The organism is Candidatus Sulfidibacterium hydrothermale (assembly GCF_020149915.1).
Lineage (GTDB): Bacteria > Bacteroidota > Bacteroidia > Bacteroidales > F082 > Sulfidibacterium > Sulfidibacterium hydrothermale.
The window spans coordinates 2,151,560-2,166,081 of record NZ_CP083760.1 but is presented as its reverse complement, the minus strand read 5'-3'; the positions used below and the strand labels follow the sequence as shown (position 1 = coordinate 2,166,081).

The following is a 14,522-nucleotide window of genomic DNA, read 5'->3' as shown; positions in this document are numbered from 1 at the left end:
TTAAAATGATAATCGTTTGTTGGGTAACGGGGGCGGAGGCGGAGGAAGTGCCGGCATCCCGTCATCCGGTTTGTTGTCGTCCGGAGCAATGTTTTTGGGATTCAAAATATCATTTTTCATGTCGAGCTGCATTACGTTTTCCAGCGAGCTCTTTACATATCCGGGCGGAATTTGAAAAATGGCTTCCGGTACTTCTGTTTTTTTTATCTGGGTGACTGTGGTGACTATCTGGTTCCCGTTGCCTGCATAATTTACCGATTTTAAAATGTATCCGTTGCTCAAAAGCCGGAAATAAGCCGTGCTGTGTCCCAGACTGTTTTCTATGGCCAGCGGACTGAGCGCCTGATTCAGCGACATGAGCTGTTTGATTTTTTCTGCTGACAGCGGTATTACCCGCGAAGTAATCCATACCGTTTGCCTGAGGTTACTGTCAATAACGATATTATATTCCTGGACCGGATAACCCAGCAAGGTATCGGTTTTTCCGGTTTTTTGCACCGTAACCCGTGGGCGGACAGAAAGCGTATCTACTGTGTCTTGCGGATGATCAATGGCGGCAATGGCTTTTCTTATCCGGGGTTTGTCTTTTTCAGGGGCATAGGCCAGCAGTTTGACCAGTTGTTCTTTGGCCATGGCGGCTGTGGTTTGTTGCAGATCGTTCACCGTTCCTTGCCAATAGGCCTGATGTTGGGAGAAAATCAGGGTAATCTGTTTTTTGTTGATGTTGATAATACTAACCGATGTGGGACGATCGTACCGGATTAAACTGTCCTGAATAAAAATAGCGCTATACGTCTTGTTGCCAAACCGGTCATGGCTTTCTTCGGTGATATACCATCCGGCAAAGGTTTTTAATGGTAATAACAGCAGTAAAAATAGAATCGTGTCAATTATCTTCCTCATAAAAAGTTGTTAAATACCTGCTTATCCACCCGGCAAATCATTTATTTTTTGTCCCACAAAGATAAAAATTTACGGCGGCCTGTTTTATTATATCGAATAAAAATATACTTTTGCAGACTCAAAAAAATCCGTACAATGTCGAAAAAGAAACATCAGGAAGAAAAGACGCAACATCAGTTTGAAAATATCGAACAGTCTCTTTCCAAAACAGAAGAGTTTATTATTGAGAACCAGAAGGTTCTGACTATTATCGTCGCCGTTATTGTGTTGATCGTACTGGGATTCTTTGGCGTGAAGAAATATTATCTGCAGCCAAAAGAAAAAGAAGCCCAGGAACAAATTTATATGGCACAGCATTATTTTCAGGCCGATTCGCTGGATAAAGCGTTATATGGCGATGGAAATAACCTCGGATTTGTGGACATCGCAAAAATGTACAGCATTACCAAAGCGGGTAATCTGGCCGATTATTATGCCGGTATCTGTTTCCTGAAAAAAGGAAATTTTGATAATGCCATAAAATATCTGAAAAAATTTGACAGCGACGATGAAATTGTTGGTCCCATGGCAAAAGGAGCATTGGGTGATGCTTACCTTGAAAAAGGGGATAAGGAAAAAGCGGTGAAATATTACATGGAAGCCGCTAATTTGCGGGATAATGAATTTACCAGTCCTTTGTTCCTGCTGAAAGCCGGTGAAGTGGACGAAATGCTGGGAAATTATGATAAAGCCATTGAAGCTTACAAACGGATTCAGCAAGATTATTATAAAAGTCTTGAAGCAAGAGATATTGAAAAATATATTGCCCGTGCACAAGAACTGAAAAAACAGAAGTAACCGATATTGATTACCGTATAAAAAACCTGATGGAAACACCATCGGGTTTTTTTATTTCCCTATCTTCGTCATAATTTCGCTGTTTTAAACAGAAGCGTAAAAACGGAAAAATGAACAAAGAAAAAGAAGCATTGCGCATCGTATTTATGGGAACTCCGGATTTTGCTGTGGCTTCGCTGGAGGCCATTTTAAAAGCCGGATATCCTGTGGTTGGAGTAATTACTGCTCCGGACAAGCCGGCAGGCCGTGGCAAAAAACTAACCCCCTCGCCGGTGAAAAAATATGCGCTTTCCAAAGGCCTGGAGATTCTTCAGCCGTCCCGTTTAAAAGATCATCAGTTTTTGGAGCAGTTAAAGGCCTTGCAAGCCGATTTGCAGGTGGTGGTAGCCTTTAGGATGTTGCCTGAAGTGGTTTGGAATATGCCGCCCATGGGAACCATTAATCTGCATGCTTCCCTGTTGCCGCAGTACCGGGGAGCGGCGCCGATTCACCATGCGGTGATGAACGGAGAAAAAGAAACCGGATTGACAACTTTTCTTTTGCAAAAAGAAATCGATACGGGAAATATTTTGCTTCAGCGCAAGCTTTCGATTGGCCCTGACGAAACGGTGGGCGAGTTACACGACCGGATGATGGAAGCCGGAGCGGAGCTGTTGGTGGAAACCATCGAAGGGTTACGGAAAAATGAAATCCGGCCAATTTCCCAGGATGAATTGATACGTCCCGGAATGGAGCTAAAACCGGCTCCTAAAATAAAGAAAGAAGATTGCCGCATTGACTGGAATAACGATGGGGAAACCCTGCATAATTTTATTCGCGGATTAAGTCCGTTTCCCGGTGCATTCTCATTTTTAAAATCCCCGGAAGGGAAAACCTATCAGGTGAAAATTTACCGGGCTTCTTTTGAAAAAGATCCTGAACAGTTGCATCCCGGCACGATTCTTACCGATGGAAAAACTTTTCTCAAAGTAGCCGTTGTGGGCGGTTTTGTCCGGCTTTTGGAATGGCAGTTGCCAGGGAAAAAACGGATGGATACGGAAACCATTCTTCGTGGATTTTCGTTGGATGACCGCTGGCGATTCGAATAAATCCGGTAAAATGTTTTCTTTGTTTTTGTTGCAGAAGAGTGAAATGGGCTCTTGACGGGTTTTTTCTGTGTTGTTTCCGCTTCTTTATTGTACCGGTAAATTCGGGGTGAAAACGTGTCAAAGTCCCTGTTTTCGGGCTTTTCAGGGGCTTTTTTATTAACAAAATGCATGATTTATTAACATTTATTCACTTTTTTGGGTATATGTGCTTGCATTTGATTGATTTACCATTATATTTGTTACATCAAAATGTTTAAATGTTAATTAAAAATTTAAAATTATGAACAAAGCTGAATTGATTGACGCTATGGCTGCAGGTGCAGGCTTAAGCAAAGCAGATGCTAAAAAAGCCCTTGATGCATTTATTGGTGCTACTACTGATGCCCTTAAAAAAGGTGATCGTGTTGCCTTGGTAGGTTTTGGTTCCTTTTCTGTTTCCACCCGCTCGGCCAGAAAAGGTCGCAATCCGCAAACGGGTAAAGAAATTAACATCCCTGCTAAAAAAGTAGTGAAATTTAAAGCAGGTGCTGATTTGTCAAAGGGCGTAAAATAAACGCATCTTTACTTCAGTAAAAAAAACGTCCGGTAGGTAACTGCCGGACGTTTTTTATTTCCTGCTTTTTACCGGCAAATAATCGGCGTGACGATAGATAAACCGATAGGGAAGCAAAGCATCCTCACCGGCATAATCTATTCCAATACGTGGGGTAATTTCTATTGCTTCGTCCGGAAGGAGAAGGCCATCATCGGCAATCCAAAGTATTTCTCCGGTCAGGTTTAATGCATTATGTTCCCGGGTAATGCCCATGGCCTGGCATAGCTTAGCAGGCCCGTTGCACAGTTGTTTCAGGTTATTTATTTTGCGACGCTTGATCATCGTGTCAATCCCTTCGGTGGGAATAATTCCCCGCACTAAAACGGCGTGTGGGATGTCCTTTTGATTGGTCACTACATTAAAAAGGTGATGCATACCGTAAGAAAAGTAAACATAGCTGAAGCCTCCCGGAAGATACATGGTTTCGGTACGGGGTGTTCGTCTCCCGTTGTAGGCATGCGAGGCTTTGTCGGTTACGCCGGCATAAGCTTCGGTTTCGGCAATAATTCCTCCGGTGAGTTTTCCTCCGATACGGCTAAAAAAATATTTACCCAGCAGCGACCGGGCAATTTGTACGACATCCGGTTGGCGGTAAAAGGAATACGGAAGTTTTTTCACTATTCAAAACATTAAAAATAATAGCTGTATCCGGCGGATGCCGTAAGATACATGATATCCATGGTGATCTTTTGCAAATAGGGTTTCCCATCGTATCCAACGCCTGATATGTTGTCAAAAGTGGGTTTTGAACGAAGAGCCCGTACCGAAAGGAAAACCCCATGATGATTGGTTTTTAAAATGAATTTGGCTTCCAGGCCGTAAGCAAAAGAAAAAGCTTTGCCGCGTTGCCGATAATAAGTATAGGTAGGATTGGGCCCCGGAGGAATAAAACTGGTGCTGTTGATCGTGTACTCCGGTGAATAGGTTCCCATGCCGCCGATTAACGGGGAAACTTCGGTAAAAATACTGCTGCTCAAAGGAATTTGAATGTAGTACCGAAAGTAGATTCCGCCAATGCTCCATCCCAACGGACTGGAAATCTCGTGTTGGGCATCATCTAATAGTTGTCTGTAATAATCAGCTACTTTAGACATGCTGTATTTGGCGTCGTTAAATTCTACATCGACTCCTACACCAAAAAAATCAGAAAACTGATAACTGTAACTGACTTGAATATGATATCCTACGGCTGATGCGCCGGAAGAACTATCTGCCAGGTTGCTGTCGGACAGGTCTTTCAATGGAAACATGGCTCCGGCCGAAAGGTCAAAAGTTTGTTCTCCGGTTTGCCCAAAAGCTGGTGACAGCAGGGTAAACAGCAAAAAGATAATGGCAAGTTTTTTCATGATTTTGAATTTTAAAATGAATCCGGGTTCGTTTGGTTTTATAACGCGTGATGGCTATTTATCAGCATGATCAGAAATTTAACGTAAAAATAAGGAGAAAAAAGAACAAAAACGAGTTTATTGTAAATATTTTGTGGTTAAAGCTGAATAAACCGGGGATTATTCCAGCTGCAATTCGTCAGAAAGCTGTAGTTTTTCATCCGGACGACGCAGGATAGAACGGTTGTCGAGAAGCCACTGAATAACCGAAAGAATCTTTTCTTCGTCATAATTTCCGGCTAAAGGAACAATTTCATACAAATGCTTGGGGCCTGATAGCAATAGGTTACGGATATTTTCCTTAATCTTTTCAAATTCAATGTTGGAAAGACCGGTTTCGTTCATCGATAGGCAAACGTCGCAAATACCGCACCGGTTACTGTTTTCTTCGCCAAAATAGCGTAAGAGCTGAATGCTCCGGCATTCTTTGTCGTTGTTGACAAAATCAATGAGCGCATCTAGACGTTGTAAAGCGGCTATTTTTAAGTTCCGGTAATTCTCCGGAGAGAAGTTGATGTTTTCAACGGGTAACCGTTCGATATTGTAGAAAATTTGCGGATCGGTTTGTACCGGATAATAGCTCACAATTTTTAATTTACTGAGGTGAGATAAACCGGCAATCACTTTTTCTACCGGAAGGTCTGTTCTTTTGGCCAACTGTTTCTCATAAATGGTAACATAATCGGTAAACAGCCCGCCGTACGATCGAAGCAGTTCTTTTAAAAGCCGTTCGTATTTTGGGTTTTCGACAATGAAACGGTATAGCTCGCGGTTATCGGTTAAGATTTTTAGCCGGGAAAACCGTCCTCCCGATTCGTCATACGAGAGATATCCTTCTTTTTCCAGTAATTTAATGGCGCTATAGGTGCTTAAAAGCCCAAAACCGTATTGTTGGGTAAAATCGGTGATGCGGAAGCGAAATCCGGTGTCTTTTCCGGAACCTTCCGGAAGCTGGAAATAGTTTCCCAGGGCATTGTAAATTTTCCGGATAACCGGAATTTCAGGAAATGATTCCGTAAGTTGTTTTTTGGCGTGACCAATGTCCTGGTTATTGAAAAGGAGTGAGGCTACGGCTGGTTTCCCGTCGCGTCCGGCACGTCCTGCTTCCTGGAAATAAGCCTCCAGGCAATCCGGAAGGTGATAGTGAATTACTTGCCGTACATCCGGTTTGTCGATTCCCATACCAAAAGCATTGGTGGCCACCATTACTCTGATTTGTCCCAGCATCCAGGCATGTTGCCGTTGGTTGCGTTTTGTATTGTCCAGCCCTGCATGATAATAGGTTGCCGATATTTTGTTTTTTATAAGGATATCAGCCAATTCACGTGCTTTCCTCCGGTTGCGGACGTAAACAATGGCAGTTCCCTTAGCATTTTGTAAAAGCCGGATCATCCGGCTGGTTTTGTCATTTTCGCGGTAAACGAGGTAAGCCAGATTGTTCCGTTTGTAGCTGCTCCGGAAAAGGTTAGGCTGTTTAAAATGCAATTTTTCCATGATGTCGGTTACAACCCGCGGTGTGGCAGTTGCACTGAGGGCCAGCACCGGGACATCCGGAAAATATTTTCTGATTTCTGCAATGCGAAGATAGGGTGGCCGGAAATTGTATCCCCATTGCGAAATACAATGCGCCTCATCAACGGCAATCAGGTTGATGTTGATTTTTACAAGAAGTTGTTGAAAAGCTGCATTAAGCAGGCGTTCCGGCGAAACATACAGAAACTTTAGCTGTTGGTGGATAGCCTGCGAATAGATGGATTCAATTTCGGTGTAGTATAATCCGGTGTAGAGGGCTTTTGCCGGGATGTTCATTTTTCGTAACCGGTCGGTTTGGTCTTTCATCAGGGCAACCAGCGGCGTGATGACCAAACAGCATCCGGGACGCATCAGTCCGGGAATCTGAAAAGTCAACGACTTGCCTCCACCGGTGGGCAAAAGGCCAAAAGTATCTTTCCCAGCCAATACGGAATCGATAATTTCTTCCTGCATGGGCCTGAAATGACTGTATCCCCAATATTTGGTCAATATTTCCCGGGCTTCTTTGCTCAAAATCGTATTTTTTATCACCTGATTTTGCTGCAGTAACCTGATGTTATTGCCTTTTATCCGGTGCTTTTAGCAAATATAAGAAACTATTGAATGTGAACAATAAGCTAACATGGTTTTGATGCTCCTGACCTTACCTTTTAAACGCAACTGCTGTCCGTATTTATTGTTTTGCGACACTTGTTATTTAATTAACAATAACTATTATCTTTGTTGAAGAAATGAGATTCAGGTTATGACTCGAAAAAATTGCTGAAAATGAATAACGACATACGGCAGGGAAATACGGATATTAAAGATGGAGAAGTGATGATTAACTTTTCCGATGAAAACGACCAGCCCGGTTTTAACAGGATCAGTGCCAAACCGGCTGTTATTTTTGACAAGGAACGTTCAAAAAAACTACTGAATGATAACCTTGCTTTTATTGAGATTGCGAAGCCCTGTTTAAGCCATTTAACGGAATTATTAAATAAAACAGGTTTCATCGCAATCTTGTCAGACAAAGACGGTATTATTTTAGATGTGACGGGGGAAGAAGACGTGCTGAAAAAGGCTGAAAAATTAAATCTGTCTTTGGGGACTTCCTTTAATGAAAAGGATGTAGGAATCAATGCAATAGGACGTGCAATTTTGGAAAACAAACCTGTTCAGGTAACAGGGAACCAACATGCTTTGAAAATATTTTATGCGTGGACGTGTGCTGCTGCACCTATACACGATGCCAAGGGAAATATTTTGGGCGTATTGTGTTTAGCCGGGAAAAAATCGAACAGGCAAATTCATACTTTAGGTTGGGTAATATCAACGGCCAAAGTAATTGAAAATAGAATCGAGAATAAATTGGTCCAAAAACAATTGTATGATGCGCAGTACTATGCTTTTGCTATGATGAATCAATTGTCTTTTGGACTTTTTGCCATAGATAAAGAGGACAAGATTATTTGGGCCAATAACACCGGTTGCCGGATTATAAATATCAAACGGAGCCTTCTTATTAATACTTCCATCAATGATATTTTTCCGACATGGCCCAAAGTCAGAAAGATGTTGCAATTAAAAAGGGATTTTATTGATGAAGAACACAGTTTTAACATTCCCGGCTTGCATGAGAATTTTCTGTTCAATGCGTATCTTATTCATTCGCAAGAAAATGAGATTATCGGATATCAGCTTTCTTTCCGGCCGTTCAAACGTTTTTTGGGCCTGGCCAATAAATATGTGGGCATGGTAGCTACTCATCAATTTGATGATATTTTTTGTGTAAGTGATAAAATGAAAAAGATAATAGAGTATGCACGTACAGTAGCACATAGCCCGGCTTCCATATTAATAACCGGTGAAAGCGGCACGGGAAAGGAAGTTTTTGCTCAGGCGATTCATAATGCAAGTGAACGAAAACACGGTTGTTTTGTGGCGATCAACTGCGGCGCTATTTCACCCTCTTTGATTGAAAGTGAACTGTTTGGATATGAAGAAGGAGCCTTTACCGGTGCGGTTAAAGGCGGACGTATTGGTAAATTCGAAATGGCAAATGGAGGCACTTTATTTCTTGATGAAATTGGCGATATGCCGATGGAGATGCAAATCAAACTATTAAGAGCGATACAAGAAGGCCAGTTTTGCCGGGTTGGGGGGAGTAATGTTGTTTCGGTTGATGTCCGGATAATCGCAGCAACAAATAAAAACCTGGAAGAGGAAATAAAACAAAACCGTTTTCGTCTGGATTTGTATTATCGTATTAATGTGGTAAATATAAAATTACCGGCTTTAAGAGAACGGAAAGAAGATATCCCGCTTCTGGCACATTATTTTCTGGAAACAAAAGCAAATAAACTAAATAAACCGATGGTAAGGCTTAGCCAAACCCTGCTAAAAGAAATTATTTCTTACGACTGGCCTGGAAACATACGGGAACTTGAAAATTATATTGAAAAAGTTACCATTATGAACAGACCGGTTCATATCCAAAACCAAATACCCGATGAGACTTCTTCGGCAGATAATGTTGATCCCGAAAGTGATTTCGTTCTTCAGTCGCTTCAGGATATGGAAAAACAATTGATCGAGAGAACCATTAAAGCAACAAAAATAAACATGACTCAGGCTGCAAAAATATTGGGGATTGGCAGAAATACGCTTTATCAAAAAATAAAACGCTACAATATTAACATTAACGAAAAGTAAATTTGATTTATTCGTTTTACTGTCTCAAAAACGAACACTGTCCTGATACAGGACGATAAAAAGGATGGGCCTGTCCTTTTTTAGTACACTTTTTTATTGGGTTTGCTTTCATTGTGTTAAAAATCATTTGGTTATGAATGGTGGCATAGCGATTGAAATCTCTACGGTGAATGTTTGTATAACTTTAAAAAAAGGAGGGGATCATGGAAACCAGAACCATCACCGTAGAGAAAATGGAAATGTATTATGCATTTTTTGAGAATATTTTAAACAGAAAGCATATCGAGACAATTTCTGATAAACAGATCGCAAAAAGTCTTAAAATTCCGGTGCCGGAGGTGAAAAATGATTTGTGTTGTATCTGTAACGCCGATCGGTTACCCGAAAAACATCGTGTTTATTTCCTTTTGAAGAAGTTGCAGAATATTCTTTGCAGTTTTAGGTATACAAACAATTGCCTGAAGTATTTCTTGCCGGAGAATAGCTGCTTTGTTTATGCCTAAAAAGCTTTTAGAGTCTACAATTTATTCAAATCAAAATAAATATTTGTTTAACCCGGCAGAAAATATGTTTTGTTTTCTGCCATTAAAATTAAAAATTATGTACGGATATTTCATTCCAACAGTAAATTTAATGGGGGCTGGTGCTGCTTTAGAAGTAGCCAAACAAGCCAAAATTATTGGGGGCAGCAAAGCTTTGGTTGTAACTGATGCTCCTTTGATAAAATTAGGTATTGCAGACAAAATAATCAGGTTACTTGAAAAAGAAGACATTCGTACCATTTTGTATGATGCCGTTCTCCCAAACCCTACCGTAAAAAATGTTCATGATGGTGTTGCTTTATATAAGCAAAACAATTGTGATTTGATTGTAGCCATTGGCGGGGGAAGTCCTATTGACTGTGCAAAAGGGATCGGCCTTGTTGCTACAAATGGAGGTTCAATTAAGGATTATGAAGGACTGGATATGTCGAAAAAAACAATGCCTCCTTTTATTGCTGTAAACACTACTGCGGGTACGGCAAGTGAGATGACGCGGTTTACGATTATTACGGATACAGATCGCCATGTTAAAATGGCCATTGTCGACTGGCATGTGACGCCAACAGTTTCAATTAATGATCCGGAATTGATGGTTAGTATGCCATCTGCCTTAACTGCAGCAACCGGTATGGATGCACTTACGCATGCCATTGAAGCTTATGTTTCAACTCTTGCAACGCCGGTAACGGATTCTGCAGCAATTAAGGCAATTCAGCTTATCAGTCAGTATTTACGTCCGGCAGTGGCAAATGGCAACAATATGGAAGCCCGGGATAAAATGGCTTATGCTGAATTTATGGCGGGAATGGCGTTTAATAATGCAAGTCTTGGTAATGTACATGCAATGGCTCATCAACTGGGTGGTTTTTACGATTTACCACACGGTGTTTGTAATGCGATTCTTTTGCCTCATGTTGAAAGTTTTAATATGATTGCATGTCCCGAACGTTTTGCTGATATCGCCATGGCAATGGGGGAAAATACAAACGGTCTCTCTGTGATTGAAGCAGCCGAACTTGCAATAAAAAGTATCGGCAGATTGTCAAGAGATGTCGGAATTCCTTCCGGATTGAAAGAACTGGGAGTAAAAGAAAAAGATCTTCCTACTCTGGCTGATAATGCACTAAAAGATGCCTGTGGACTGACAAATCCGCGTATTGCTACAAAAGAAGACATCATTGAGCTGTATAAAGCAGCCATGTAATTTTTTCATAACAGAAATTAAATGGAGAGGGAGTATTTTCCTCTCCATTTGAATTTGAATTGATTTGTAGGGGGAACCGACTGTAAATTTTCCGGATGCAAAATATTTATCTGGCTAAGTGGTTTATATTTATAGGATTTTTATCATCCTAAAAAGGATATGTCCTTGGTGAGTGTTGTTTTTTTTGAATAAGAAGGCTTAACTCCTGTTGTAAAAAACGAATCCTTGAAAGATTCAAAAAAATTAAGATAAAAAATTTAAATATAACGTAAATGATAAGCATCAGAATGTCAAATAATTATGGTGATTAAAAAAAGCTGTGATAAAATAGCTAATCGGGAATGGAATAAATTGAAGAAATGTTTTGTCAGATGATTAACATATATAACTAATTGCAATATGAAAAGAAAATTAAAAATGATTAGCAAATTCATCCTGATTTCTTTGTTGTTTGTAACAATGGGCTTTCTATTTACCGGTTTTGTTTTTCCGGAAAAAAGAATTCCGGAAAAAAGGGAGGTAACTGACTTCAAGAGTCCAGATGGCAATATGACTCCGGATGGCAAAGAATTATTTGAAACACGATGCAATATTTGTCATGGCATAAAGAAAGACGGGACCATGTCGGCTCCTCCGTTTTACAATGTCAAGTTTAGATACCTTAGGGTATATGGAACGAAAAGAGCTTTTGAGAATGCAATTGTGAATTTTGTTTTGGATCCTCAACGGAAAAAAGCCTTGATGTATGGGGCAATAAACCGGTTTGGAGTGATGCCCAAGCTTCCTTATCCAAAAGAAGAGTTAACGAAAATTGCCGATTATATCTACCATGCTGAATTTCCAAGAACGGGGGGATGGCATAACCAGGGAAGAAATAAGTGGAAATATTAGCATTACTGTAAATTTATCGAAATGAAAATAAGAAAAACGGTTTCATTAACCCTGGGAATATCATTTCTCCTTTCAAGTATCACGGGGGTTGTACTTTATTTTGTTCCTAAAGGGAAAAATGCATATTGGTCCGACTGGCATTTTTTAGAACTTACCAAGCATCAATGGGCAAATCTTCATATCACCCTTTCAATATTGTTGCTAATCGCAGGAATATGGCATACTGTTCTTAACTGGCACTGCATTGTTAACTATATGAAAAATAAACTTAAAGAGGTTTCTTTTTTTACCGGTCAGTTTCTTTTGGCTCTTGCAATCAATGTCATTTTTATCTTAGGAACAATTTGGATGATTCCTCCGTTTGGAACAGTAATAAATGTTAAAGCAGGAATAGAACAAAATTGGAAACAGACTCTCGGAGAACCTCCTTTTGGGCATGCCGAAGAAAAATCACTGAGTTATTTTATTGACAGAAATGGGGTCGATAAAGATGCAATTCTTGAAAAACTTAGGGATAACGGAATTACTGTCCGAGATGAAAATGAGAGTTTGCAGGATATTGCCAAAAGAAATAATACATCTCCACAAAAAGTATATGATATTTTAGGTTTAAAACAGGAAAAGAGCCGGGCCGGTACCCATAAAAATATGCCGATGAGGTTGGGACGGAAAACGCTCCGCGAATTATCGGATGAAGGATATATTGACTTGCCGAAAGCCATAAAGATCTTAAAAACAAAGGGGGTTAATGCATCTCCGGATACAAGGATAAAAGTGATTGCTGACGAGCTTGGAATCACACCAATGGAATTGTTTAAATTGATACGTAATTAATGCGGATAAGCTCTGGACATGTCCTGAAACAGGTTTTCAGAGGATAATGTGTAATTAGAAGTCAAAAGCAGAATGTTTTCCTGTGTGGAATTTATGCAGAAATAGACGTAAAAAGGCGGCTCAAAGAAATTTGAGCCGCTTTTTTTGAGGTAGACTGTAGTATTTTGTATGAATTATTGATGAGCTCGGAAGTTTTTGTCGTCGGAGGTCCCCCGAAAATCTATCCGAAATTTGAAAAATTGATAGAGAGATTATCAAAAAATAGGGTTAAGTTACTTTGTAACCTCTTAAACCACTTATTATGTATACGTTAAATGAAAATCACCAACTGTTTCCCAACCGCAGGCCATCCGTCAGTTTGGTGGCAAAATCTTATTTCCTTTCGCGGGGATGTGCTGAGGCCAGAAAGAATAATTCAACAGACATTTATTACCCTGTTAATGAAAAAATACCCGAAAACGTTAAAGTCCAAAGATTTTACTTAATTTGCATGTTCCAAAGAAAAAGTCAAATAAATAATTATACAGTGAAGTTAGGAAGGATTAAACAGGTTGCTAATAAAGTTATTTAAAGGTAACCTGTTGTTTTTGAATATAGACACTTGCGAATTGGTAAATAAATCCCAACATTCTTCTCTTGGGAGAGATTATCCTGATTACTGTTGGGGAGCGTAGATAAAGGTCAATAATGAAAGATGTTTATTTACTGATTCATAAATTGTTACGTTAACTTTCTTTTGAGCGTTAAACGACTTCAATAAAAAATAAAAGCTATGGAACGTCCCAATTATGATCATTATTTAAGTTATGTGCCGGGAGTCCGTTTTTGGATAATCACTACCGGCATTATTGTGGCTTTTGCGGCGATAAAACAGATGAGCCATATCGTTAATATGTTGTTGCTGGCTGCTTTTCTGACGGCTGTCAGTCTGGCGCCGCTGGGATGGTTGCGAAAGAAAGGAGTAGGTAAAACTTTGGCCAACATTATTGTTATCCTTTCGGTAGTTGTCGTAGTTTGGTTGTTAGGTGTCATTGTGAATGCGGCCATCCATAGTTTTATGAATAAATTACCGACTTATCAGGATAAATTTCAGGCCTTTTGGAATGATACAGTAAATTATCTGGCAAATTATGGTCTGCTTGATGAACCGGTGGCCTCCGGTGGAAAACTCTTTCACGGGAAAGTGTTATCCATAGCGGCGCCGCTTGCCAGTGGATTTGGTTCGTTGTTATCGGGCATTGTTATTGTCTTTATCTTTTTCATTTTCTTGATAACCGAATCAGAACAGTTTACCCTGAAGTTGTCGTATGTTTCTCGAGATTCATCCAAAGGCGCTACACGGGTGATCAAGCAACTCCGGAATTATTTTGGTATAAAAACACTGACGAGTTTTGCCACAGGAATATTTGTTGGTGTAGCGTTGTATATCATTGGTGTGGATTTTGTCGTGTTGTGGGGCTTTCTGGCTTTTATATTGAATTATATACCCAGTATTGGCTCTTTTATTGCCGCTGTTCCGGCCGTACTTCTTGCTTTTATTCTCAAAGGCCCTACGGCTGGTGTTATCACAATGATTGTCTATCTTGTTATTAATACCATTATTGGTAATGTTATTGAACCGCAACTCATGGGACGGAATCTGGGACTTTCTCCGTTTATTGTTTTCTTTTCCATGATATTTTTCGGATATATCTTAGGCCCTGTAGGTATGCTTATTGCAACACCGTTAACCATTATTATCAAGATTATTCTCGACAGCCGTGAGGTTACACGGGGGCTCGGTATAATGCTTGGTGACGGGAAAGAGCTAAAAGATATTGAAGCGGAGAAAAAGGCGTAAAACCTGCTCATCATTCTGCGATGAATGGAGAGACAGCGTGGCTACACCATTCACAAAGGTTATGCGATACCGATTGAAATCAAAATGCGCTTTGATTTAATATCTGTAATGGGTATGAAATCTTGTGGAAAAACCTAATTGACTGAAGTGTAAAATATTAGTATAAAAAAAGC

The 14,522-nt window shown here is 40.1% G+C and carries 12 protein-coding genes; 8 read left to right on the top strand and 4 right to left on the bottom strand.

Translation table 11 applies throughout. The features are described 5' to 3' along the window. Positions 1-903, bottom strand: a complete 903-nt coding sequence (locus LA303_RS08745; protein WP_240524897.1) for a DUF4412 domain-containing protein — start codon at positions 901-903, stop codon at positions 1-3. 135 nt (positions 904-1,038) lie between these two features. Between LA303_RS08745 and LA303_RS08740 the strand changes: the two genes are divergently transcribed. The 3 genes from LA303_RS08740 to LA303_RS08730 all read left to right on the top strand — a co-directional run bounded on the left by LA303_RS08740 (position 1,039) and on the right by LA303_RS08730 (position 3,381). Next, entirely contained in the window at positions 1,039-1,740 is a 702-nt protein-coding gene (locus LA303_RS08740) for a tetratricopeptide repeat protein (protein ID WP_240524896.1), read from the top strand. A gap of 110 nt (positions 1,741-1,850) precedes the next feature. Next, positions 1,851-2,828 carry a methionyl-tRNA formyltransferase gene (gene fmt, locus LA303_RS08735; RefSeq protein WP_240524895.1) on the top strand — a complete coding sequence of 326 codons (978 nt, stop codon included), beginning with the start codon at positions 1,851-1,853 and terminating at the stop codon, positions 2,826-2,828. A 280-nt stretch (positions 2,829-3,108) separates the two neighbouring features. After that, entirely contained in the window at positions 3,109-3,381 is a 273-nt protein-coding gene (locus LA303_RS08730) for an HU family DNA-binding protein (protein ID WP_240524894.1), read from the top strand. A 54-nt stretch (positions 3,382-3,435) separates the two neighbouring features. On the opposite strand, the gene LA303_RS08725 is transcribed toward LA303_RS08730, so the two are convergent. The 3 genes from LA303_RS08725 to LA303_RS08715 form a co-directional block, all read right to left on the bottom strand. Then, entirely contained in the window at positions 3,436-4,041 is a 606-nt protein-coding gene (locus tag LA303_RS08725; RefSeq protein ID WP_240524893.1) for a DNA-3-methyladenine glycosylase, read from the bottom strand. 11 nt (positions 4,042-4,052) lie between these two features. Next, positions 4,053-4,769: an outer membrane beta-barrel protein gene (locus tag LA303_RS08720; RefSeq protein ID WP_240524892.1), complete on the bottom strand. Its 717-nt coding sequence runs from the start codon at positions 4,767-4,769 to the stop codon at positions 4,053-4,055. A 159-nt stretch (positions 4,770-4,928) separates the two neighbouring features. After that, positions 4,929-6,854 carry a RecQ family ATP-dependent DNA helicase gene (locus tag LA303_RS08715; protein ID WP_240524891.1) on the bottom strand — a complete coding sequence of 642 codons (1,926 nt, stop codon included), beginning with the start codon at positions 6,852-6,854 and terminating at the stop codon, positions 4,929-4,931. A gap of 255 nt (positions 6,855-7,109) precedes the next feature. Here LA303_RS08715 and LA303_RS08710 point away from each other — a divergent pair, with 255 nt between their 5' ends. From LA303_RS08710 to LA303_RS08690, 5 genes are all read left to right on the top strand, one after another. After that, positions 7,110-9,038, top strand: a complete 1,929-nt coding sequence (locus LA303_RS08710; RefSeq protein WP_240524890.1) for a sigma-54-dependent Fis family transcriptional regulator — start codon at positions 7,110-7,112, stop codon at positions 9,036-9,038. A gap of 600 nt (positions 9,039-9,638) precedes the next feature. Further along, positions 9,639-10,784, top strand: coding sequence for an iron-containing alcohol dehydrogenase (locus LA303_RS08705; protein WP_240527128.1), 1,146 nt, complete (start codon positions 9,639-9,641; stop codon positions 10,782-10,784). Positions 10,785-11,183: 399 nt separating this feature from the next. Beyond that, positions 11,184-11,675 carry a c-type cytochrome gene (locus LA303_RS08700; RefSeq protein WP_240524889.1) on the top strand — a complete coding sequence of 164 codons (492 nt, stop codon included), beginning with the start codon at positions 11,184-11,186 and terminating at the stop codon, positions 11,673-11,675. 21 nt (positions 11,676-11,696) lie between these two features. Continuing rightward, complete coding sequence (locus tag LA303_RS08695) at positions 11,697-12,509, top strand: DUF4405 domain-containing protein (protein WP_240524888.1); 813 nt, start codon at positions 11,697-11,699, stop codon at positions 12,507-12,509. Between the two features lie 772 nt (positions 12,510-13,281). Further along, entirely contained in the window at positions 13,282-14,349 is a 1,068-nt protein-coding gene (locus LA303_RS08690; RefSeq protein ID WP_240524887.1) for an AI-2E family transporter, read from the top strand. Positions 14,350-14,522: the final 173 nt, after the last annotated feature.

What these genes read in the sequence shown, in the direction of transcription:
- LA303_RS08745 (WP_240524897.1), bottom strand. Translation starts at nt 903, where the DNA reads ATGAGGAAGATAATTGACACGATTCTATTTTTACTGCTGTTATTACCA.
- LA303_RS08740 (WP_240524896.1), top strand. Translation starts at nt 1,039, where the DNA reads ATGTCGAAAAAGAAACATCAGGAAGAAAAGACGCAACATCAGTTTGAA.
- fmt (WP_240524895.1), top strand. Translation starts at nt 1,851, where the DNA reads ATGAACAAAGAAAAAGAAGCATTGCGCATCGTATTTATGGGAACTCCG.
- LA303_RS08730 (WP_240524894.1), top strand. Translation starts at nt 3,109, where the DNA reads ATGAACAAAGCTGAATTGATTGACGCTATGGCTGCAGGTGCAGGCTTA.
- LA303_RS08720 (WP_240524892.1), bottom strand. Translation starts at nt 4,769, where the DNA reads ATGAAAAAACTTGCCATTATCTTTTTGCTGTTTACCCTGCTGTCACCA.
- LA303_RS08710 (WP_240524890.1), top strand. Translation starts at nt 7,110, where the DNA reads ATGAATAACGACATACGGCAGGGAAATACGGATATTAAAGATGGAGAA.
- LA303_RS08705 (WP_240527128.1), top strand. Translation starts at nt 9,639, where the DNA reads ATGTACGGATATTTCATTCCAACAGTAAATTTAATGGGGGCTGGTGCT.
- LA303_RS08700 (WP_240524889.1), top strand. Translation starts at nt 11,184, where the DNA reads ATGAAAAGAAAATTAAAAATGATTAGCAAATTCATCCTGATTTCTTTG.
- LA303_RS08695 (WP_240524888.1), top strand. Translation starts at nt 11,697, where the DNA reads ATGAAAATAAGAAAAACGGTTTCATTAACCCTGGGAATATCATTTCTC.
- LA303_RS08690 (WP_240524887.1), top strand. Translation starts at nt 13,282, where the DNA reads ATGGAACGTCCCAATTATGATCATTATTTAAGTTATGTGCCGGGAGTC.